Below are 20,428 nucleotides of genomic sequence, written 5' to 3' on the forward strand. Positions count from 1 at the left end.
AAGAAGGCAATGAATCAATCCCCTTTAGCAGTCGTTCATCCCGAAGCAAAGATCGGCCAGAATGTAACGATAGATCCTTTTGCAGTGATTGAAAAGGATGTAGTAATAGGCGACAATTGTCATATTTATTCACATGCAGTCATTCTCGACGGGGCAAGGATCGGAGACAACTGTTCCATCTTCCCGGGAGCTGTAATTGCCGGTATTCCACAAGATCTCAAGTTCAAAGGAGAGCAGACCACCGCTGAAATCGGAAAAAATACGACGATCCGCGAGTGTGTCACTATCAACCGGGGAACAGCATCAAAGGGAAAGACCATAGTCGGAAGCGATTGCCTGATTATGGCATATTCCCATATCGCACACGATTGCGTACTGAAAGATCATATTATCCTCGGGAACGCATCCCAGATAGCCGGAGAAGTGGAGATTGACGATTTTGCTATTGTCAGCGGCGGCAGCCTGGTCCACCAGTTTACCCGCATATCGAAACACGTGATGGTACAGGGCGGTTCCCGTATCGGTAAAGATATTCCGCCTTATACGTTGATCGGCCGCGACCCGATTGTTTACTGTGGCATCAATATCGTAGGATTACGCCGCCGTGGGTTCACCAACCAGCAGGTATTCCTGATACAGGATATCTACCGTACGTTATATACCCGTGGTCTGAATAATACGGAAGCCATCAAGGCTATCGAAACCGAATACGAAGCCAGCGAAGAAAGAGACCTGATACTCAACTTTATCAAGACTTCCGAACGCGGTATCGTAAGAGGTTCGATCGACGAATAATAATCTGCCAATCAGGCAATATGCCAATACGCCAATGAAAATATCAACAGATAGTATTTTTCTTGGCATATTGGCATATTATTTTATTGGCACATTATTTTTATTTTACTACTTTTGAACCAACAAAAAACTAAAAAGACTATGGTATTTAGATTCCTCATTCTATCAGATGAAGTAGATGACTTCAAACGCGAAATCAAGATTGATGCGGAAGCAACTTTCCTTGATCTGCACGACGCCATCCTTGAGTCGGTTGGCTACACGAAAGATCAGATGTGCTCTTTCTTTATTTGTGACGACGATTGGAGCAAAAATACGGAAATTACATTAGTAGAAATGGACACCACTTCGGAAGTGGATAACTATATAATGGCTGAAACTCGTCTGGAAGAATTGCTTGAAGACGAACACCAGAAACTTATGTTCGTTTTCGACTATATGACCGAACGTGCTTTCTTCATGGAACTCCGCGAAATAGAGCCGGGCAAAGATCTCGACAAAGCAATCGTCAGCAAATCTATTGGTATTGCACCTGCTCAAACAGTAGACTTTGAACAGTTCGAAACCAAAAACGGAAGCACAGAGATCGGCGAAGACTTTTACGGTGACTCGGAATACGACATCGACGAACTGGACAAAGGCGGTTTCGAAGGCTTAGGCGACGTACCGATGGAAAACCCGTACGACGACGAGCGTTTTTAATTGATGAATTCTCTTGTCATATTACTCGGGCCGACAGGAGTCGGAAAGACCGAACTGAGTTTGCGCGTAGCAGAACATTTCGGTTCGCCTATTATTTCCTCCGACTCCCGTCAGCTCTATAAAGACCTTCCTATCGGAACGGCAGCCCCCACCGCCGAACAAATGGCAAGAGTAAAACATTATATGGTCGGGACACTGGACCTGACCGATTATTACAGTGCCAGTAACTTTGAAGAAGACGTAATCTCCCTCCTGGAAACACTCCACCGCACAACTCCAACCGTTGTAATGACAGGCGGTTCCATGATGTACATCGATGCTGTATGTAAAGGCATTGATGATATTCCAACCGTCACCCCCGATATACGTAAGGCTATTTACGCTCAGTTCGAGCGTGAAGGACTGGAAAATATCCTACAGGAGTTAAAAGAATCCGACCCTGTCCATTATGAAGAAGTAGACCGGATGAACTACAAACGGGTAATCCATGCCGTCGAGATATGCCGGATGACGGGAAAGCCTTATTCTTCTTTCCGCACCAATATAAAGAAAGAACGCCCTTTCAAAATCATTAAAGTGGGACTGACACGCGACCGCGAAGAATTATGCGACCGTATCAACCGCCGTGTCGACCAGATGATGGTTGACGGCCTGCTGGAAGAAGCGCGTAAAGTCTACCCTTTCCGCCACCTGAACTCCCTCAATACGGTCGGCTATAAAGAACTGTTCAACTATTTCGACGGAGAATGGCCGCTCGACCTGGCCGTAGAGAAAATACGGCGCAACTCCCGTGTCTATGCCCGCAAACAAATGACCTGGTTTAAGCGGGATGAAGAGATCAAATGGTTTCATCCGGACGAAGAAACAGAAATATTACGGTATCTGGATGGAATAATAAAAAACCAATAGCATGTTGAGGATGGAATGCCCTCTTCAAACGATTTATCAAACCAACTATCATACTATCATTTAAAATCATAAGACACTAACTGCAAGACTATTACCCTATGACAGTTGTTATTATTAACTATCATATAACTATCAGGCAACTATCATAGCCTTATCCAAAAGCCCAGTGTAAGCTTCTTTTTTTGTTGAAGTATATTGTTTATTTTCAAGGAAGTAATTACTTATGTTGTTCGAGACCCGGGTCTCAAGGTTGCCAACACCCGGGTCTGAGCATCGTCAACATCCGGGTGTCAAACAGGATAAAACGGGCATCCTGACAACAATAAATAGTTGTTTCGATGAAATAAGTCTATATATTTCGGCAAAAAAGACTTTAAGGTAGAGGCTTTTTAATAGATATAGGAACGATAGTTTAGTTAAAACAATGTAAATATGATCGTTGCATGATAGATAAAGATAATTAACAGCAACAACCATCATAGACTAAAAACGAACGCCCTTCACTGATGCCAATTATTTCTTAAACACCAAATAGACAGCAGCAACCAACAGTAAGCAAGCCAGCGCATGATTCCATTTAAACGATTCTCCTTTAAAGGCGATCGCACTGAAAGCCACGAATACAACAAGCGTAATAACCTCCTGTATTACTTTCAATTGTATCAGATTGAACGGTCCGCCATTCTCCCTGAATCCCATACGGTTTGCCGGTACCTGAAAACAATACTCGAAGAAAGCGAGAAACCAACTGAATAAGATTACACCGATCAACGGCAAATGTTCGAACCAACTGAACTGCTGTTTCATCTTCAGGTGGCCGTACCAGGCACATGTCATAAAAATATTTGATACGACCAATAACAGAATAGTATAAAAACCCTGCATAACTTATCTATTTTTTTGAGGAAGATAATCCTGTTGTACATTCGACATACTGTTCCAGATGCTGTAACGTGCTTCCGGATTTATAGCTTCGAGCCGGGCCAGGACTTCTTTCATATCCGAACGGCTGGAACCGGACTCATACGGACAGTTCTTTATTTGTTTACGATACCCTTTCCATTCGGCAATACGGACCAGTTCTTTTTCTTCAACCAGGCACATCGGACGGATGATCTCCATATCGAACTTATCCATCTTCAACCGCGGAGGCATAGTCCCGAAAGCTCCCTGATGGGTTATATTCATCAGTAATGTTTCGATAATATCATCCTGATGATGCCCCAGGGCGATCTTATTGCAATTATGCTTCTTGGCTATATCAAACAAGGCCTTTCGCCGTGTCCAGGAACAAAGAAAACAAGGAGACTTACGTGTATCGGTAGAAGCGTCGAAACTCGTTTCATGAATAATAAACGGCAATCCGTGTTCATCGGCACAGCTTTTCAGATACTCCGCATCCGAGCAATAAGGAATATTCGTCATCACCACATGCGCCACGACCACTTCAAAGCGGGGATTATAGATTTTTGAACGGCGTCCCAGCAGGTCGACAAGGGCAAGCGAATCCTTTCCGCCCGACAATCCGATCAGGATGCGGTCGCCATTTGCGATCAGGCTATATTCGAAAATTGCCCTCTTCACTTTCTCTTCTATTTTCCGGAACAGGAGTTCTTCTGCTGTCAGCTTTGCCATATCTACTCTAAATCGGGCACAAAAATAGATATTTATCCAATGAATTGTACGCTTAACTAAAAATATTATTATCTTTGAATCAGTATAATTATATCATAACAAGAGACAATGAGCCGGTTATCTAAAAAACTGTTTTACACAATTGGAATTACATTTCTTTGCTGCAGCCTGCAGGCACAAAGCCTGGACCAGGCCAAAAAACTATACAACGAAGGGCAATACGCTGAAGCTAAACCTGCTTTCGAAAAACTGGTGAAACAAGCTCCTAGTAACTCGTCCTATAATCATTGGTATGGTGTGTGTTGTTACGAGACTGGAGATCTGGCCGGTGCCGAGAAACATCTGAAAGTGGCAGTCAAGCGCAAAGTTCAGGACGCTTATCGCTATCTGTCGGATGTTTATTATCAGACCTACCGTTTTGATGAAGCGGCGGAAATGATGGAAGAGTACATCGACCTGCTGACTAAAAAGAAACAGGACACACAAGCATTCGAAGAAAAACTCAGCCTGGCTGAGAACGCCCACCGGATGATGGAAAAAACGGAAGATGTACAGATTATAGACAGCATCGTTGTCGACAAAGATGATTTTCTGGCAGCTTATACACTGAGCGAAGAAAGCGGCACATTGACATCTTTCAAAGATTTCTTCCAGACAAATGAACCTGTATCCTCAACGGTTTATATGAACCAGAAAGGCGACAAGATTTATTATGCCCATGCAACAGACAACGACCGATACTGTCTTTTCACCCAGTCCAGATTGATGGATAAATGGGGGGATGAAAAACAGTTGCCGATGAATATCAACAGCAATAACGACGATAATTATCCTTTCGTTTTGTCTGACGGAGTCACCATCTACTATGCCTCCAAAGGAAACGGTTCATTAGGTGGATACGACCTGTTCGTTACACGCTACAACATCAATTCCGATACTTATCTGGCACCGGAGCAGTTAAGCATGCCTTTCAACTCACCGTTCAATGATTATATGATGGTGTATGATGAGACCAAGGAGTTGGGGTGGTTCGTTTCAGACCGCTTCCAGCCCGAAGATAAAGTATGCGTTTACCTGTTCATCCCGAACAATGAACACAGCCGCGTGGAAAGTGAAGATATCGAAATGAAACGTGCCCGTGCCGCCATCACTTCCATTCAGGACTCATGGAAACCGGGAAGCGACTACAGCAATCTGGTCGAACTGGCCCATAAAGAAATACCTTACGGGGAAGCGAAAATCGAAAAAGATTTCGAGTTCGTGATAAACAACAGCCTGGTTTACTATAAACTGGACGATATCAAAAGTCCGGAAGCAAAGAGTTACTATGGAAAAGTTGTTTCACTGAACAAACAGATAAAAGAACTGAATGATAAACTGGCCGACCTCAGAGCCTCCTATTCTTCCGGGAACAGTGCAAAGAAGGAACAGTTGAAACCGGCAATTCTTGAAGCGGAAGAGCAATTGAACAGTCTGCTCGACCAGCCTGAAGAGTTGGAGAAGAAAGCTCGTAATACGGAGATAAACTATTTAAAAAGTAACAGATAATTCAACCGCGACTATTATGATTTGGGAAATAACCATTATTGTCTTTTTAATGCTGGTAGCCATCGTGCTTATCCTGCTGGAAATATTCCTTTTGCCGGGAATAACAATTGCCGGTGTCGGAGGATTTCTTTTCGCGGCATCAGGCGTCATTTATGCCTATACGGTAGGTGAAACGGCCGGACATATCACATTGTTCCTGTCGTTAACAGCCTTTGCCGCCTCATTTGTATGGTTATTACGTGCCCGGTCATTCAACAAGGTCGCCCTGAAAACGGATGTCGACTCCAAACTGACTTCAAGCCGTGACCTGGGCATCGAACCGGGTGACGAAGGTATCACCCTTTCACGCCTTGCCCCCATCGGCAAAGCACGTATCAAGGGCATCACCGTCGAGGCGAAGTCGATGGATGAATTGATAGACGAAAACACGCCGGTCGAAGTACTGCGTGTCGACGGTTATAACGTATTGGTTAAGAGAAAAGAACAAACAGATATTCACGCTTAATTAAATTTATATGGAAGAATTGAACTATTTGCCTTTTATCCTACTGGGTGCAGCGGTATTGCTGCTGGCAATTTTCTTTTACTATGTGCCGTTCCTGCTATGGATCTCGGCCAAAGTATCGGGTGTAAACATCTCGCTGATACAGCTGTTTTTGATGCGTATCCGTAATGTACCTCCTTATGTTATCGCCCGTGCCATGATCGAAGCACACAAAGCCGGTCTGAAGTCGCTGACCCGTGATGAACTGGAAGCACACTATCTGGCAGGCGGACATGTTGAGAAAGTGGTTCATGCACTGGTATCTGCCTCCAAAGCAAATATAGACCTGCCTTTCCAGATGGCAACCGCTATCGACCTGGCAGGCCGTGACGTGTTCGAAGCCGTTCAGATGTCGGTTAACCCAAAAGTGATCGATACTCCTCCTGTAACTGCCGTTGCGAAAGATGGTATCCAGCTGATTGCCAAAGCCCGTGTAACCGTTCGTGCCAGCATCAAACAGTTGGTCGGTGGTGCCGGTGAAGAGACCATCCTTGCCCGTGTCGGTGAAGGTATCGTATCATCCATCGGTTCGTCCGAAAGCCATAAAACAGTATTGGAAAACCCGGATTCAATCTCCAAGCTGGTACTCCGCAAGGGCCTTGATGCCGGTACGGCTTTTGAAATCCTGTCCATCGATATTGCGGATATCGACATAGGTAAGAACATCGGTGCATTCCTTCAGATGGACCAGGCACAGGCCGATAAGAACATCGCCCAGGCTAAAGCCGAAGAACGCCGTGCAATGGCTGTTGCCTTAGAACAGGAAATGAAAGCAAAAGCTCAGGAAGCCCGCGCCAAAGTGATCGAAGCAGAGGCAGAAGTTCCGAAAGCAATGGCAGAAGCCTTCCGCTCCGGAAACATGGGTATCATGGATTATTATAAGATGAAGAACATTGATGCCGATACATCTATGCGTGAAGCAATAGCCAAACCGACCAGTGCTCCTTCAAAACCGCTTAAAGACTAATCAGATGAGAGTAATTCCCGAATCCGAATTAATTATAAATGCAGATGGAAGCGTATTCCATCTGCATCTTAAGCCGGAGCAGCTGGCAGACAGAGTAGTCCTGGTAGGCGACCCCGACCGGGTATCAACCGTTGCCTCTTACTTCGACACACAAGAATGCGAAGTATCCAGCCGGGAGTTTCACTCCATAACAGGTACCTATAAAGGAAAGCGTATCACAGTTGTATCCCACGGCATCGGAACGGACAATATAGATATTGTACTGAACGAACTGGATGCACTGGCTAATATCGACTTCTCCACCCGTACCGTAAAACCGGCATTCAAACAATTGACTTTGGTTCGTGTCGGGACATCGGGAGGTCTGCAACCGTTTGTACCTGTCGGCACGTATGTTGCTGCTGAAAAATCTATCGGTTTCGACGGTGTCATTTACTTCTATGCAAATACCGAACGTGTCAGGGATATAGCTTTTGAGACTGCCTTGAAGGAACAATTGGACTGGAAACTGTCCGGCCTTTCTCCTTATGTTGTACCTGCCGATCATTCCCTGATCGAACAAATCACCGGAAACGATATTATCCGTGGCGTGACAATAGCTGCAAACGGATTTTATGGACCGCAGGGCCGTGAACTCCGTCTGCCTCTCGCCGACCCCAAATTGAATGAAAAGATTGAAGCATTCAATTATAATGGAAGGCAAATCACGAACTTCGAGATGGAAAGTTCTTCGCTTGCCGGTCTTGCCGCCCTGATGGGACATCGCGCCATGACAGTTTGCTGCATCATTGCCGGCCGGGTAGACAAGAACATGAACACCAATTATAAAGGTTCATTAACCGGATTGATTGAAACAGTATTGGAACGCATCTGATCAACACATTATGGACTGGGAGAAAACAATCATCGATTCGTTGGAATGGGGTAAAGAGATTTCCAACCGGGAAGAAAAACAAAAAATAGCCGACAAGATCGCCTCTATGGTAAAAGACGGCGACATTATCGGCGTAGGTTCAGGCTCAACGGCTTATCTGGCATTATTGAAAATAGCCGACCGTATCTGGACCGAACAGTTACATATCCATGCCATTCCTACTTCCCAGGAGATAAAGATGGCTTGCGCCAAACTCGGTATTCCCCTGACAAGCCTGCTTGAACACAAACCGAACTGGACTTTTGACGGGGCGGACGAAATCGATCCCAATCATAATATGATCAAAGGACGTGGCGGTGCCATGTTCAAAGAAAAACTATTAATTAGTTCCAGCCCACAAACCTTCATTATAGCTGATCCTTCCAAAATGGTTTCGAAGCTGGGTTCACGTTTTCCCGTTCCGGTAGAAATCTTTCCGGATGCATTGATACATGCAGACCAGGCTCTCCGGTCATTAAGTCCGCTCGACATAAAACTCCGGATGGCACAAGGCAAGGACGGTCCGATAATCACCGAAAACGGGAATCTGATACTCGATGTATGGTTCAACAATATACCCGACAATCTGGAGAATGCAATCAAGTCCATCACTGGTGTGATAGAAAGCGGACTTTTTATGCATTATGAGGTAAAGATCATTTCATAAATCCCTGATCTTTTAAAACCTTCAACAGTACTTCGGAGAAATACTCATTATTCTTTTTCGTATAACGAACATCGGTAAACACCTGTGCCAATGTTTCCTTATTGTTCTCCTTCACAAACTGTTTATTGACTTCCAGTGCTTCCTTTTCACCATATAATTCGTCTATCATATCCGGAGTATAATCTACATAAGTCTCCTGATGAACCACGGCAGCCAAAGGGAGTCGTTCCACCTGTTCCGGCAACGGCATAGCCGGATAACCGACAGTTACAGTAACGATAGGTACAACGAGGCGGGGTAAAGACAACGCTTCGATAATTTTATCGGCATTATAGGCAGTCGTTCCCAAATAGCAGATACCCAAACCTTTCTCTTCAGCTGCATCACAGAAAGCCTGTGCAAACAGCATCGCATCAATTGTAGAAGCAATGAAAGTCTGCAAATTATCAAACCCAGCTTCCGCTTTCCGTTGTTCCGCCCATTTCACAAAACGGTTGGCATCGGCACAGAAAGTCAACACAACCGGAGCCATCGTAATCATTGGCTGATTAAAATGAGCCGGAGCCAGTTTCCCCTTATTGGACTGGTCACGGGTAACAACCACACTGTATAACTGCATATTACCGGTATTGGAAGCACGGGCTGCCACTTCCAGCAATTCATTCAACAACTCTTCGGGAATATCCTGCTCTGTATATTTACGGATAGTCCTACGATTTTTCATTATATCTGTCATATCTATACTTTATTATAAGAAGTCCATCAATAACAAAGTCCCAACAACCAGATCGGGAGTTTGTTGTTCTGACTTTTGGGTTGACCGTAGATAGCAGCAAAAGCATTATCCAACTCTTTGATCCGATCATAATCCATCAACGGATCGCCAACCATGAAAATATATTTGTCGTTTATCAGAAAGTCATTATTCTCAAACAACTCAACCGTTGCAAAATTCGATAACTGGTCGACAAAGAAAGTCTCTCCCAATACCACACGGTCATTCACATCCTCTTCGAAAGCCATCAATAAATTGGTATTACCTATATAAGTTTTTTGAAGACGACTCTGAGTCTGCTTTTTAGACTGGTAATATCTTATGCAAACCGCATCCGTCAGATAATCAAAATACCGCTTGACATCTGTCCGCTCCAACTTCAACTGAGTAGCCAAGTCGGCAACGTCAGCCACATCGGGTATCTGGCCGGAAATAGACATCATTAACCTTTTAATATCCTTCAATTCTCGATATTCCAACGGATAAAGAGGCGGCAGATCAACATCGACCATCTCTCTCACCCGATCTTGCAAACGAAATGGAAAAGCATCCGGATCATCCCAATAAAACGGATAACAACCATGTTCCAGATAGTTACGGAAGATAGGGGCTACGACAATCTGGTCGTTCACATTCCTCGATATTTCCACATGGTTTTCCAGCAAATCATCCAGAGAAACCGGAGGCAAATCCAAGACACATTCATACGAAAGGTATTCCCTGAACGACATGGTAGCCAATGTATAACAAGACACTTGGTTCTTAAATCCTTTCTTCACCTTTGAAACCGGAAGTAACGAAGAAGAAGCAAAAACAATATTCAGATTCGGACAACGATCCAACAACTTCCTGGTCTCAGTCATCCAATCGGCATAACGATGCACGCTGTCCAAAAACAGGTGTGTACCTCCCTCCTTATAGAACTGCATAGCCACGTTGACCATTTTCTCCCGTTGAAAAAGAATGCTGTCCAGATTCAAATACAAGGCTTTATCCGAATCATCGAAAGCCTGTTTTATCCGTTGCAGCAGCAAGGTTGTTTTCCCGACACCTTGCGAGCCAAAAATTCCAATCAGACGATCATCCCACTGTATCTGTTTATAAAGATATCGCTGAAAATTGCATCTTATCCCCTTCAGTAATTGCTGATGGTTTACTTGGTATATGTCCATAAACTAAACTATTTGATACAAATGTAATACATTATGATAAATAAACATGTAAATTTGCATGACAAAAACCAATAAGAGAATGGACAAATCAAAAGTTTACTTTACCAATCTTCGCACAACTCCATCCAGTAACTTGCTGGATAAAATGGAGCGTCTTGTTAAGCGCGCCGGTATTACAAACATTGATTTTAAGAATCAGTTTGTAGCAATTAAGATTCATTTCGGAGAACCGGGGAACCTGGCTTACATCCGCCCCAATTATGCTGCCCGCATGGCGACTTTGCTTCGTTCATTAGGAGCAAAACCCTTTCTTACAGATTGTAACACATTATATTCCGGCCGCCGCTCGAATGCCGTAGATCATCTGGAGAGCGCCATGGAAAATGGTTTCAACCCTATCTCAGCCAAATGTGAAGTGATTATCGCAGACGGACTGAAAGGAACGGATTACCGCGAAATAGAAATAAACGGTGAATATTGCAAAGCTCCAAAGATCGGAGCTGCCATTGTCGATGCAGATATTGTACTGACCATGAACCACTTCAAAGGACATGAACAGACTGGCTTCGGCGGTGCTTTGAAAAACCTGGGCATGGGTTGCGCCAGTGTCGGAGGTAAGCTGGAATTACATTCAGCCTCCCAACCGATCGTAGCCCGCGAAAACTGTAAAAGTTGTAATATCTGTGTAAAACACTGCGCTCATGACGCCATTCACCTGGATGGCAGCAAAATAGCAACAATCGACTATGAGAAATGTGTCGGTTGCGGCCAGTGTGTTGCCCTTTGCCAATATGACGCAGCGGTCATGGGTGATGGAGATACATCGGAGCGACTCAACTATAAAATTGCCGAATATTCAAAAGCGGTACTACTCGATAAACCGAATTTCCATATCAGTTTTATCATGAATGTCTCTCCCGAATGCGATTGCTGGAATCATAATGATGCCGCTATCGTTCCCGACTTGGGTATCGCCGCATCATTCGACCCGGTTGCTTTGGATAAAGCCTGTGCCGATATAGTCATCAACGCTCCGATCCTGGAGACTGGTAACCGCCTTTCGGACTCGCCTCATCACGACCATTTGGAAGGATGCGACAAATTCCACATCATGCACCCGGAAACCAACTGGCAGGCCGGACTGGAACATGCCGAAAAAATCGGACTGGGAACTCAGGAATATGAACTAATAACCGTATAACTTAGCTGACAGTTGACAGTTTTGTCACTGGTATCTCTGTCAACTGTCAACTGTCAACTGTCAACTAATATATGATTAATCAAGAAACAATCTGTGCCATATCGACAGCCCCCGGAGCCGGAGGCGTAGCTGTTATCCGTGTATCCGGCACTGAGGCTATAACAATTTGTGACACAATCTTCACTCCTAAGATAGAGGGAAAGAATCTTCAGAACCAAAAAGCCTATACCTTACGCTACGGTAGTATCCGCCGCGGGGAAGAGTTGATCGACGATGTACTTATCGCCCTTTTCCGCGCCCCTCATTCATTTACAGGAGAAGACACTGTCGAGATTACTTGTCACGGTTCGGTTTATATCCAGCAACAGATCCTTCAGCTACTGATTGAAAAGGGATGCCGCTCTGCACTTCCCGGAGAATATACACAACGTGCTTTCCTGAACGGAAAGATGGACCTGAGCCAGGCAGAAGCTGTAGCCGACCTGATCGCATCCACATCAGCCGGTATGCACAAACTGGCTATAAACCAGATGCGCGGCGGTTTCAGTAATGAATTGACCAAACTACGCAGTCAACTACTCGATTTCACTTCATTGATCGAGCTGGAGCTTGATTTCAGCGAAGAAGACGTCGAGTTCGCCGACCGCATCAATCTGAAGCAACTGGCAACTGGCATCGAACAACTGATCCGCAAACTGGCTGATTCATTCAGTGTCGGAAACGCCATCAAAAACGGTATTCCGGTTGCTATTATCGGAGAGACAAACGCAGGTAAATCAACCTTGCTCAATTTACTCGTCGGTGAGGAACGTGCCATCGTTTCCGATATCCACGGAACAACCCGCGATGTGATAGAAGATACAATCAATCTCTCGGGAGTGACTTTCCGCTTTATCGACACGGCCGGAATCCGCGAAACCAACGATACCATTGAAAGCCTTGGTATCGAACGTACTTTTCAAAAGCTCCGCCAGGCATCCATTGTTCTTTGGGTGATCGACCTGAACACTCCGGCGGAACAGATTGAAGAACTGGCTAAAGTGATTATCCCTAAAGCAGAAGACAAAAAGGTGATCCTTGTTTTCAACAAATCCGACTTGCTTTCGTCTGACGAGCTAAAGATCAAGCAGCAATTGCTCTGCAATATACTTGCTGACCGTATATATATTTCCGCCAAACGACAGGAAAATACCGAAGTACTCAAGCAGCATCTGATCCAGGCCGCCGCTTTACCCGAAGTATCCCAAAACGACGTCATCGTCACAAACATTCGCCACTACGAAGCCCTAACAAAAGCCCACGAAGCCATCCTCCGTGTAATCAACGGACTAGAAATGAATATCTCCGGAGACTTCCTAAGCCAGGATATCAGGGAATGCATGCATTATCTGGGGGAGATTACGGGACAGATTAGTAATGATGAGATATTGGGGAATATTTTCGGGAAGTTTTGCATCGGAAAGTGATGGCTTGGAAATAGCCATAAGCAACCATAACCATTTAGAATAAAGTCGCTGTATTTCAGCGACTTTTCTATTTTAACGGTTTCCAATCCGTATTTGGAGATAACGGTTTTTATCCATATTTTTCTATCATATTTCTACCACGACAGAAATTCACGGTTAACCCGAATGTCACAGTGACGCATTAGTTGACGTGTGTTGACAGTGGTTTACATGTGTTGACAAAAATCGGGAGAAATAAGGCGAAATTACCGCCAATATAAACGAGAAAATATGGAAGTAAGAAAGATTTGTCAATGGTGCGGAAAGCCATTCATAGCTCAAAAAACAACGACCTGTTATTGTAGCCATCAGTGTTCCAATCTTGGCTACAAGGAGCGCATCCGGGAACGTAAGCGACAGTTGAAACGGTCGCAAGAATTATTGCAACCTCGACAAGCCGCCGAGGGGCAGGATTTCTTCTCTTTTGCCCAAGCAGCAAAGTTAATGGGCGTAACCAGACAGTACATATATAAATTGGTAAAGGAATCCAAACTTCGGGCTTCACGCATCAGCGGCAAGAAGTCACTCATCCGCCGTGCTGACATTGAACTGATGATGAAAACCAAACCTTACGAGCGTGTCGTGCCCAAAGAGGACTTCGACATCTCTGAGTATTACACAGCCGAAGAGATTGCAGAAAAATACAAAGTCAACGCTAAATGGGTGTGGACTTACACAAGGCAACATAAAGTGCCGAAAGTGAGAATCCGCCAGTTCAACTATTACAGCAAGAAACATATCGATGCCGCCTTTGCCAAATACGAGGTGGATTCCGACCTTACTGAATGGTACACACCGGAAGAGATTCAAGAGAAGTACGGCATGACACGTGTCGCCATCCGTTCGCAGGTGTATCGGAACAACATTCCATCCAAGAAGGAGCATGGGCAGATATTCTACTCCAAGCTCCACTTCGACCTCTCGAAGAGTTCCGAACAGGAGAGCAAGGCGGAATACTATACCGTCAAGGAGGCAATGGAGAAATTCAAGCTCTCTCGTGATTCGGTTTACGGTATTCTGCAATTCCATCAGATCAACCGTGAGAAGAACGGACGGTTCGTCAGATTCCTGAAAGTGGAGTTTGACCGGGTAATGGGTGTCCGCAAATAGTCTAATTTATGACTATCCGTAAATTATTCAAAAATTAATCCCTGCTGTAGGTAATCTGCATGATTACATTATAGAGTTTCGCCGACGAATTAATAATAACCATAAAAATATAACATTATGCATGAATGCAAGACCGTGACATTAAGGACACGTCCGCTAAAAGGCAGGATGATGTCTTTCTATCTGGATTATTATCCGGGGTATCGAGACAAAGAGACAATGAAAGTTATCCGTCATGAATCGCTTGGTATTTATATCTATGCCAATCCGAGAAACAAACGTGAACAGAATTTCAACGAGGTAATGACCGAGAAAGCCGAAGCCATCCGTTGCCGCAGGTTCGAGTCGGTAGTCAATGAACGGTATGACTTCTTTGACAAGTACAAACTCAAGGCAGACTTTCTGGAGTATTATCGCAAGCAGCTCCGTAAGCATGACCAGAAATGGGAGTTTGTCTATCTGCATTTCAGTAACTTCGTACATGGTAAATGCACCTTTGAAGAGATTGACATCGACCTCTGTAACAAGTTTCGGGAATATCTGCTGAGTGCCAAGAAGCTAAGGCGTAACGGACGTATCACACGGAACTCCGCATCAGGATACTGGTCTACTTTCAGAGGTTTCCTGAAAATACTCTATCGTAATGGGATGATAAAGACCAATGTCAATGATTTCTTGGAAAAGATAGAGACAGAAGATGTAATGAAAGAGGCCCTGTCAGTTGAGGAATTGTACAAATTGGCTGAGACACCTTGCAAGAAACCTATTCTGAAAACGGCATCGCTGTTTTCCTGTATGACCAGCTTGCGCATCAGTGACATTCTCTCACTATGTTGGGAAGACATCGTGGACTATTCTGCCGGTGGGAAATGCGTACACATCATTACACAAAAGAACAAGGCGGAAGACATCATTCCCATTAGTGAAGAAGCTTTGGGATTGATTGGCTATAATTCTGAAAAGAAAGGTTTTGTATTCAAGGGGCTTATGCGCAGTTGGACGCAAATACCGATGAAAGAATGGATTCGTTCTGCCGGAATTACCAAGAACATAACATTTCACTCGTATCGTAGAACATTTGCGACGCTACAAGCAGCTGCCGGGACGGACATCCGCACCATACAGAGCATTATGGCGCACAAGAGTATCACCACCACTCAAAGGTATATCAAAGTCGTGGATGCCAACAAACGTGAAGCCAGCAAGAAAATTACCCTGACACGGCAAGACTGACAGCTGCTTTGTCCTCGATTTCTGCGGTCAGAGTATGATTTTTCACCTAAAATCATACTCTGACCGTGATATTTAGCATGATACGTGGTAACTATCAGTCTCTTTATTGCAACTATCTGGAATATCGATTATATCTTTAGCGCAAAACGATTCCAAATACTTGCAGACCATGACGAATAAAAAACAAATTCAGACTAAAAAGATAAGTTTTATCCTCGCACTGTCCGTTATCATTTATGCGGCCATAGATACTTATCTTTTCCTTTGCCATGACATCAATATCATGCGTATAACGACTCCAGTCATCCTTGGACTGGTAATAGCTATCATATTGTGCGGACTCCTGCACAAATTTTTCTATAACTGGCTGACAAAAAATCCTATCAACTTCTCTTTGGGCGAACCATATACCCCTATTGTAAAATCAGAGAACGCCATAGAATCTACGGATGCTACTAAAACACTGCCCATCGAGCAACCGATGGATTTGCTTGAACAGAAATGTCCTCCGTCCCAACAGTCGAATCAAGATACTGTAAACTCTGATTGTCCGCAAGATTCTCATTTGAATAAATATGATTCCATATTGGTGGAACTCAAAAAGAAAGAGATTGAAAGGCAAGCGGAAATTATGGATGCGATTCGGGAATATGTAACCGTCAAGACTGCCCCCTATCTCTCCAAAGAGGATATTGCCACCCTCATTTCCAATATAGAGTATATGGCTTACGACCAACCTGAGTCATATAAACCGATTCGTTCCAATATAGACAATCCGCTGAGGTCACCGGGACTTCGCCATTTAGCATGGAATGTCGGTGAACGCTTGGGAGTGCCCTTAGCGAAAAGAGCCGTTTTTATCAAGAAATCATTTCCATACGAACTTGCAAACGCAACCCTTGAATATCTTAAACTTAATTTACGGGATAATGTCTCAAGCCAGATTCCCATTGATATACCAGATAAAGGCGACTATCGCTTCCATTTAGATGCAGATAATGATGACTCGCAATAAAAAAAGTTTGCAGACGAAATAATTAATCCGGTCTGTATTGTTCTGCAAGGTTTCATTGAGTTGGTTCGCAGCATGTTGAACGATTAAAAGAGTTACAATATGGAAAAAGACCAACTGACATTCAACGACCTGCCGACTGTGGTAGGCGAACTATGCGACAGAATCGCAAGTATGGAAAACCTGCTTACGGAGAAACTTTACAAGCAGTACGAAACCAAAGAGAACACGCACGTCCCCATGACCGTACAGGAGGCTTGCAACTATCTTAAAATGCCGTTGTCGACCTTTTATTACAAGGTCAAGAATGACGATATTCCGGTTATAAAACAAGGAAAGCATCTCTACATCTACCGAGACGAACTGGATAGATGGCTGGAATCTTCCCGGAAAAATCCGGCTCCGCAAAGTTTCGAGGACGAGAATGAGTCCATGCTCTCCTCTCATCGCCGTAAACCAAACCCTAAAAGCTGGTAGTGATGGAAAAGACAGACACTATTATTCTTTCTCCGGAAGAATTGGCCGCTTACATGGCGGAGTCTACAATAAGCGTAACAAGTACATACGAACACTCCCCGGTGGTTCTGATGGTGGACGATACTGTTATCGGAACATTGGGAAACTTCAGTGCTTCCATCGGGAAAGCCAAAAGCAAGAAAACGTTCAACGTTTCAGCCATTGTCGCATCGGCATTGAGTGGCAGCACCGTTCTTCATTATCGGTCTACATTTCCCGAAAATAAGCGGAAGATTCTATACATAGACACAGAGCAGGGGCGGTATCATTGCCAGCAGGTATTGAAGCGCATCTTACGTTTGGCCGACTTGCCGGAATACAAGAATCCGGATAATCTGATTATGCTGGCTCTGCGCAAGTTTTCCCCTAAACTACGTCTGGCGATAGTCGAACAGGCCATTGGCATAATACCGGATTTGGGATTGGTCATCATAGATGGCATTCGTGATTTCCTTTACGACATCAATTCCTCCAGCGAATCCACCGACATCATCTCCAAATTCATGCAGTGGACGGATGACAGGCAAATCCATATCCATACCGTCTTGCATCAGAACAAGAATGATGAACATGCCCGTGGTCACATCGGCACGGAACTCAACAACAAAGCAGAAACCATCATGCAGGTCGAAGTGGACAAAGAGGACAAGACTGTAAGCGTGGTCGAAGCCGTCCATATCCGTGACCGTGAGTTTGAGCCTTTCGCCTTCCGCATAAACGAGGAAGCCATGCCCGAACCAGTAGAGTCCTATCTGCCAAAAGAGAAGAAGACCGGACGACCAACCAAAGGACCGTTCGATCCGGACAAGGAGATTCCAAAGAATGTACATCGTCCAGCATTGGATGCCGTTTTTGCCAATGGCAACATCAACAATTACGATGATTATATAGAACGCTTGAAAGAGGGTTACGGATTACAGGGTATAAAACTCGGTTATAACAAGGCGGTAAAGGTCGCAACATTGCTCAGCGACAAACAAATGGTTATAAAAGAAGGGAAAGATTATGCCTTCAATCCAGAATACCATTATTGAGTTCAACTTTACTTTATTGTTGGGGCGTATATATAAGAATAAAGCAAAGTCGGAGGAAGACATCATGTGAGATATTCATATTCTCCCCTCTTTTAGAGGCTAGTATCATCCTATGTTTCCTATCCGAGTGCCAGTTCACTATACGCAACCGATATGGCTTGCCGTGAAGCATCAACAGGTAACTGTTGCGAGATATGCCAAGGTATAACCTCACTGCGTTACGGTTGTACATTGGCGCTCTCGCCTGCTCAGTTCCCTCGCCGGTGCGGTACTCGCAAGCTCGCACCTATTCAACCATTATAAAACGATTCAAATGAAAGAAGATATTGAAAATACATCGGACTCCTCGAAAGAAACCAGAAGTGTCTTTATCGGAGCTAAAGTCACTCTTACTCAGAAGGAGCATATAAAATCACTGGCCGGACAATGCGGCATGACTGTAAGTGACTACATATTATCACGTGCGTATAACTTCAAGCCAAAAGCAAGGCTCACGAAAGAAGAAGCGGTACTGTTACAGAATCTGGACGATTGTCGGTCAGACCTCGTAAAATACACCTCCGCCCTACACGGAATGTCCACAAAGCAGCGCATGGCAATGTTCAATCAGATTCCGTTTATGGTGGGCTGGCTGAAAGAATTAGGCAATGTGGCTGAAAATATCTGCCAGTTCCTAAATGCTGTAAAAGAGAAGAACAAAATTCCGTCCAACCCTAAATCCGAAGAAGAATGATTGCGAAAGCCAAAGCCATATCGCACGGCATAAACGACCTCCGTTACATTACCGGCGAATCACAGCATAAGAAGCATCCGGAAAAAATCTATCGGGTATTGGACAATCTGTTGACCTCAGAACCGGACGCTATGGGGATATGGAACTCCATGCAGTTGACCCTATCCCAATATCGGCCTATAAAGAATTCTGTAATCAGAATCGAATTGAGCCCATCGCCCGAACATACCCAATTCTATGACATCGAAGATTGGCAAAAACTTTGGCAGGAATTCGCCGAGGAATTCGACAAACAAGTGATTATCGGCAAGAACGGAAAAGTCCGTTCCTGTCCGACCAATTTGGCGGGTAGCAAATACTCAGTTTGGCTTCATACAGAGTCCAAAGGCGAAGTCCCCCACCTTCATGCTGCGGTTTGCCGTTTGGATGAAGACGGCAATATCAACAACGACCACAACATTCATCTTCGTGCGCAACGTGCTGCCGAGCGAGTGGCAAAGAAACGAGGGTGGACAACTGCGGCGCAAATCCGAAATCGCAACATTCCACAAGTGAACCGGGACTGTATGGAGGTGTTGAAAGCAATGCTATCGTGGTCATGGGATGAATACAAGAATGCTCTTATACGGAAAGGTTATACCGTCCATGAAAGAGAGGACAAGAAAGGTATTCTTCGTGGATATGCCCTCATGAATGGAAACACCAAATACAAGGCTTCAGAATTGGGAGTCGGCAGGAACCTGATGGTCTCGAAACTTCCTGCAACATGGAAGAAACTGCACCATCAGCCAACTTCCGTCATTAGAAATAATACTTCCCAAACCGTTCAACAGGTAGCGACACATAAGGTTGATCCTATTGACTATACCCAATATCGCCCAGACCATCAGAATATCATTCCTTATGTCTTTACTTATGAAGGCAAGGAACATCGATTCTATATTCCGGAAAAAGTACTTGACTGTTTCAATGACGAATTTGATTACAGGTTTATTGCCAACTGTCAGGAACTTACCGATATGGCTGTAGCTATATTTGTCGGACTGATAGATACCCCCAACGTAACAACCGGTGGAGGTGGTGGAGGCTCACAAAGCGACCTTCCGTGGAGAGACAAGGACGAAGACGATTTGCAATGGGCTCACAGATGCGCTCGTGTTGCCGGTCGTTCGTTAGGGAAGAAACCGAAAACAGGATTAAAACGATAAGCCCATGAAAAAGAAATTTGATTTTTCCGCAGAAATGAGTGAAACAGAAACCATAAAAGCTACTCCAAAGAATGAATATCTGGAGGAAGAAAACCGCTTACTCGATATCAATGTGCAAGAACTTGCTGGAAAAACCGGAGGTGACTGGGACAGTGCGCCGGAGGAGGCTGGGACACTTTTGATGCGACAAAGTTAATGATTTTTTCTGAGACTGTCTCCTTTGAGTTCAAAACGGATTGCCGAGTGTAC

22 protein-coding genes are annotated in these 20,428 nt (G+C 44.5%); 18 read left to right on the forward strand and 4 right to left on the reverse strand.

Annotated elements, in window-relative coordinates:
- The first annotated feature begins 9 nt into the window (after positions 1 to 9).
- The 3 genes from lpxA (at position 10) to miaA (ending at position 2,406) form a co-directional block, all read left to right on the forward strand.
- Entirely contained in the window at positions 10 to 795 is a 786-nt protein-coding gene (gene lpxA, locus NBH15_RS05615; protein WP_007653902.1) for an acyl-ACP--UDP-N-acetylglucosamine O-acyltransferase, read from the forward strand.
- Between the two features lie 141 nt (positions 796 to 936).
- The gene (locus NBH15_RS05620; RefSeq protein ID WP_128133654.1) at positions 937 to 1,497 is read left to right on the forward strand and encodes an IS1096 element passenger TnpR family protein; all 561 of its coding nucleotides are present in this window, start codon (positions 937 to 939) and stop codon (positions 1,495 to 1,497) included.
- Between the two features lie 3 nt (positions 1,498 to 1,500).
- On the forward strand, positions 1,501 to 2,406 hold the full coding sequence (gene miaA / locus NBH15_RS05625) for a tRNA (adenosine(37)-N6)-dimethylallyltransferase MiaA (protein ID WP_250822160.1): 906 nt from the start codon (positions 1,501 to 1,503) through the stop codon (positions 2,404 to 2,406).
- 513 nt (positions 2,407 to 2,919) lie between these two features.
- Here the strand turns inward: miaA and NBH15_RS05630 are convergent.
- Both NBH15_RS05630 and NBH15_RS05635 read right to left on the reverse strand, forming a co-directional pair.
- Positions 2,920 to 3,291, reverse strand: coding sequence for a DMT family protein (locus NBH15_RS05630; protein ID WP_007653908.1), 372 nt, complete (start codon positions 3,289 to 3,291; stop codon positions 2,920 to 2,922).
- Positions 3,292 to 3,294: 3 nt separating this feature from the next.
- The gene (locus NBH15_RS05635; RefSeq protein ID WP_128133656.1) at positions 3,295 to 4,041 is read right to left on the reverse strand and encodes a tRNA 2-thiocytidine biosynthesis TtcA family protein; all 747 of its coding nucleotides are present in this window, start codon (positions 4,039 to 4,041) and stop codon (positions 3,295 to 3,297) included.
- A 108-nt stretch (positions 4,042 to 4,149) separates the two neighbouring features.
- Here NBH15_RS05635 and NBH15_RS05640 point away from each other — a divergent pair, with 108 nt between their 5' ends.
- From NBH15_RS05640 to rpiA, 5 genes are read left to right on the forward strand one after another with little or no spacing between them, the layout of a single operon-like run.
- Positions 4,150 to 5,589, forward strand: coding sequence for a tetratricopeptide repeat protein (locus tag NBH15_RS05640; RefSeq protein ID WP_250822161.1), 1,440 nt, complete (start codon positions 4,150 to 4,152; stop codon positions 5,587 to 5,589).
- Positions 5,590 to 5,605: 16 nt separating this feature from the next.
- Positions 5,606 to 6,094 carry an NfeD family protein gene (locus NBH15_RS05645; RefSeq protein ID WP_007653913.1) on the forward strand — a complete coding sequence of 163 codons (489 nt, stop codon included), beginning with the start codon at positions 5,606 to 5,608 and terminating at the stop codon, positions 6,092 to 6,094.
- Positions 6,095 to 6,104: 10 nt separating this feature from the next.
- Positions 6,105 to 7,100, forward strand: a complete 996-nt coding sequence (floA, locus tag NBH15_RS05650) for a flotillin-like protein FloA (RefSeq protein ID WP_250822162.1) — start codon at positions 6,105 to 6,107, stop codon at positions 7,098 to 7,100.
- 4 nt (positions 7,101 to 7,104) lie between these two features.
- Positions 7,105 to 7,974 carry a nucleoside phosphorylase gene (locus NBH15_RS05655; protein WP_250822163.1) on the forward strand — a complete coding sequence of 290 codons (870 nt, stop codon included), beginning with the start codon at positions 7,105 to 7,107 and terminating at the stop codon, positions 7,972 to 7,974.
- A 10-nt stretch (positions 7,975 to 7,984) separates the two neighbouring features.
- Positions 7,985 to 8,680, forward strand: coding sequence for a ribose 5-phosphate isomerase A (rpiA, locus tag NBH15_RS05660; protein ID WP_250822164.1), 696 nt, complete (start codon positions 7,985 to 7,987; stop codon positions 8,678 to 8,680).
- Here the strand turns inward: rpiA and NBH15_RS05665 are convergent.
- Together NBH15_RS05665 and NBH15_RS05670 are read right to left on the reverse strand one after the other, a co-directional pair.
- A complete protein-coding gene (locus NBH15_RS05665; protein WP_250822165.1) occupies positions 8,670 to 9,416 on the reverse strand; it encodes a nitroreductase family protein in 747 nt (248 codons plus the stop codon). The two genes, rpiA and NBH15_RS05665, sit on opposite strands and share 11 nt — an antisense overlap.
- A gap of 26 nt (positions 9,417 to 9,442) precedes the next feature.
- The gene (locus NBH15_RS05670) at positions 9,443 to 10,627 is read right to left on the reverse strand and encodes an AAA family ATPase (RefSeq protein WP_128133662.1); all 1,185 of its coding nucleotides are present in this window, start codon (positions 10,625 to 10,627) and stop codon (positions 9,443 to 9,445) included.
- A 79-nt stretch (positions 10,628 to 10,706) separates the two neighbouring features.
- Between NBH15_RS05670 and NBH15_RS05675 the strand changes: the two genes are divergently transcribed.
- The 10 genes from NBH15_RS05675 (at position 10,707) to NBH15_RS05720 (ending at position 20,375) form a co-directional block, all read left to right on the forward strand.
- The gene (locus NBH15_RS05675; protein WP_007654032.1) at positions 10,707 to 11,828 is read left to right on the forward strand and encodes a DUF362 domain-containing protein; all 1,122 of its coding nucleotides are present in this window, start codon (positions 10,707 to 10,709) and stop codon (positions 11,826 to 11,828) included.
- Between the two features lie 74 nt (positions 11,829 to 11,902).
- Positions 11,903 to 13,294: a tRNA uridine-5-carboxymethylaminomethyl(34) synthesis GTPase MnmE gene (gene mnmE / locus NBH15_RS05680; RefSeq protein WP_250822169.1), complete on the forward strand. Its 1,392-nt coding sequence runs from the start codon at positions 11,903 to 11,905 to the stop codon at positions 13,292 to 13,294.
- 270 nt (positions 13,295 to 13,564) lie between these two features.
- Positions 13,565 to 14,443, forward strand: coding sequence for a helix-turn-helix domain-containing protein (locus tag NBH15_RS05685; protein WP_120137100.1), 879 nt, complete (start codon positions 13,565 to 13,567; stop codon positions 14,441 to 14,443).
- Positions 14,444 to 14,560: 117 nt separating this feature from the next.
- The gene (locus tag NBH15_RS05690) at positions 14,561 to 15,676 is read left to right on the forward strand and encodes a tyrosine-type recombinase/integrase (RefSeq protein WP_039848331.1); all 1,116 of its coding nucleotides are present in this window, start codon (positions 14,561 to 14,563) and stop codon (positions 15,674 to 15,676) included.
- A 169-nt stretch (positions 15,677 to 15,845) separates the two neighbouring features.
- The gene (locus NBH15_RS05695) at positions 15,846 to 16,691 is read left to right on the forward strand and encodes a hypothetical protein (protein WP_250822166.1); all 846 of its coding nucleotides are present in this window, start codon (positions 15,846 to 15,848) and stop codon (positions 16,689 to 16,691) included.
- A gap of 99 nt (positions 16,692 to 16,790) precedes the next feature.
- Positions 16,791 to 17,165 carry a helix-turn-helix domain-containing protein gene (locus NBH15_RS05700; protein ID WP_250822167.1) on the forward strand — a complete coding sequence of 125 codons (375 nt, stop codon included), beginning with the start codon at positions 16,791 to 16,793 and terminating at the stop codon, positions 17,163 to 17,165.
- Positions 17,166 to 17,167: 2 nt separating this feature from the next.
- Complete coding sequence (locus NBH15_RS05705) at positions 17,168 to 18,238, forward strand: AAA family ATPase (RefSeq protein ID WP_087375736.1); 1,071 nt, start codon at positions 17,168 to 17,170, stop codon at positions 18,236 to 18,238.
- A 313-nt stretch (positions 18,239 to 18,551) separates the two neighbouring features.
- Positions 18,552 to 18,971 (forward strand): plasmid mobilization protein, encoded by a 420-nt coding sequence (locus NBH15_RS05710; RefSeq protein ID WP_120137103.1) that lies wholly within the window; start codon positions 18,552 to 18,554, stop codon positions 18,969 to 18,971.
- A complete protein-coding gene (locus tag NBH15_RS05715) occupies positions 18,968 to 20,179 on the forward strand; it encodes a relaxase (protein WP_120137104.1) in 1,212 nt (403 codons plus the stop codon). The genes NBH15_RS05710 and NBH15_RS05715 overlap by 4 nt, the downstream gene beginning before the upstream one ends.
- 4 nt (positions 20,180 to 20,183) lie before the next feature.
- The gene (locus tag NBH15_RS05720; protein WP_250822170.1) at positions 20,184 to 20,375 is read left to right on the forward strand and encodes a hypothetical protein; all 192 of its coding nucleotides are present in this window, start codon (positions 20,184 to 20,186) and stop codon (positions 20,373 to 20,375) included.
- Positions 20,376 to 20,428: the final 53 nt, after the last annotated feature.

The organism is Parabacteroides caeci (assembly GCF_023656795.1).
Classification (GTDB): Bacteria; Bacteroidota; Bacteroidia; order Bacteroidales; family Tannerellaceae; genus Parabacteroides; species Parabacteroides segnis.

Coding starts and splice junctions, on each gene's coding strand:
- lpxA (WP_007653902.1), top strand. CDS start 10: ATGAATCAATCCCCTTTAGCAGTCGTTCATCCCGAAGCAAAGATCGGC.
- NBH15_RS05620 (WP_128133654.1), top strand. CDS start 937: ATGGTATTTAGATTCCTCATTCTATCAGATGAAGTAGATGACTTCAAA.
- miaA (WP_250822160.1), top strand. CDS start 1,501: ATGAATTCTCTTGTCATATTACTCGGGCCGACAGGAGTCGGAAAGACC.
- NBH15_RS05630 (WP_007653908.1), bottom strand. CDS start 3,291: ATGCAGGGTTTTTATACTATTCTGTTATTGGTCGTATCAAATATTTTT.
- NBH15_RS05635 (WP_128133656.1), bottom strand. CDS start 4,041: ATGGCAAAGCTGACAGCAGAAGAACTCCTGTTCCGGAAAATAGAAGAG.
- NBH15_RS05640 (WP_250822161.1), top strand. CDS start 4,150: ATGAGCCGGTTATCTAAAAAACTGTTTTACACAATTGGAATTACATTT.
- NBH15_RS05645 (WP_007653913.1), top strand. CDS start 5,606: ATGATTTGGGAAATAACCATTATTGTCTTTTTAATGCTGGTAGCCATC.
- floA (WP_250822162.1), top strand. CDS start 6,105: ATGGAAGAATTGAACTATTTGCCTTTTATCCTACTGGGTGCAGCGGTA.
- NBH15_RS05655 (WP_250822163.1), top strand. CDS start 7,105: ATGAGAGTAATTCCCGAATCCGAATTAATTATAAATGCAGATGGAAGC.
- rpiA (WP_250822164.1), top strand. CDS start 7,985: ATGGACTGGGAGAAAACAATCATCGATTCGTTGGAATGGGGTAAAGAG.
- NBH15_RS05665 (WP_250822165.1), bottom strand. CDS start 9,416: ATGACAGATATAATGAAAAATCGTAGGACTATCCGTAAATATACAGAG.
- NBH15_RS05670 (WP_128133662.1), bottom strand. CDS start 10,627: ATGGACATATACCAAGTAAACCATCAGCAATTACTGAAGGGGATAAGA.
- NBH15_RS05675 (WP_007654032.1), top strand. CDS start 10,707: ATGGACAAATCAAAAGTTTACTTTACCAATCTTCGCACAACTCCATCC.
- NBH15_RS05685 (WP_120137100.1), top strand. CDS start 13,565: ATGGAAGTAAGAAAGATTTGTCAATGGTGCGGAAAGCCATTCATAGCT.
- NBH15_RS05690 (WP_039848331.1), top strand. CDS start 14,561: ATGCATGAATGCAAGACCGTGACATTAAGGACACGTCCGCTAAAAGGC.
- NBH15_RS05695 (WP_250822166.1), top strand. CDS start 15,846: ATGACGAATAAAAAACAAATTCAGACTAAAAAGATAAGTTTTATCCTC.
- NBH15_RS05700 (WP_250822167.1), top strand. CDS start 16,791: ATGGAAAAAGACCAACTGACATTCAACGACCTGCCGACTGTGGTAGGC.
- NBH15_RS05705 (WP_087375736.1), top strand. CDS start 17,168: ATGGAAAAGACAGACACTATTATTCTTTCTCCGGAAGAATTGGCCGCT.
- NBH15_RS05710 (WP_120137103.1), top strand. CDS start 18,552: ATGAAAGAAGATATTGAAAATACATCGGACTCCTCGAAAGAAACCAGA.
- NBH15_RS05715 (WP_120137104.1), top strand. CDS start 18,968: ATGATTGCGAAAGCCAAAGCCATATCGCACGGCATAAACGACCTCCGT.
- NBH15_RS05720 (WP_250822170.1), top strand. CDS start 20,184: ATGAAAAAGAAATTTGATTTTTCCGCAGAAATGAGTGAAACAGAAACC.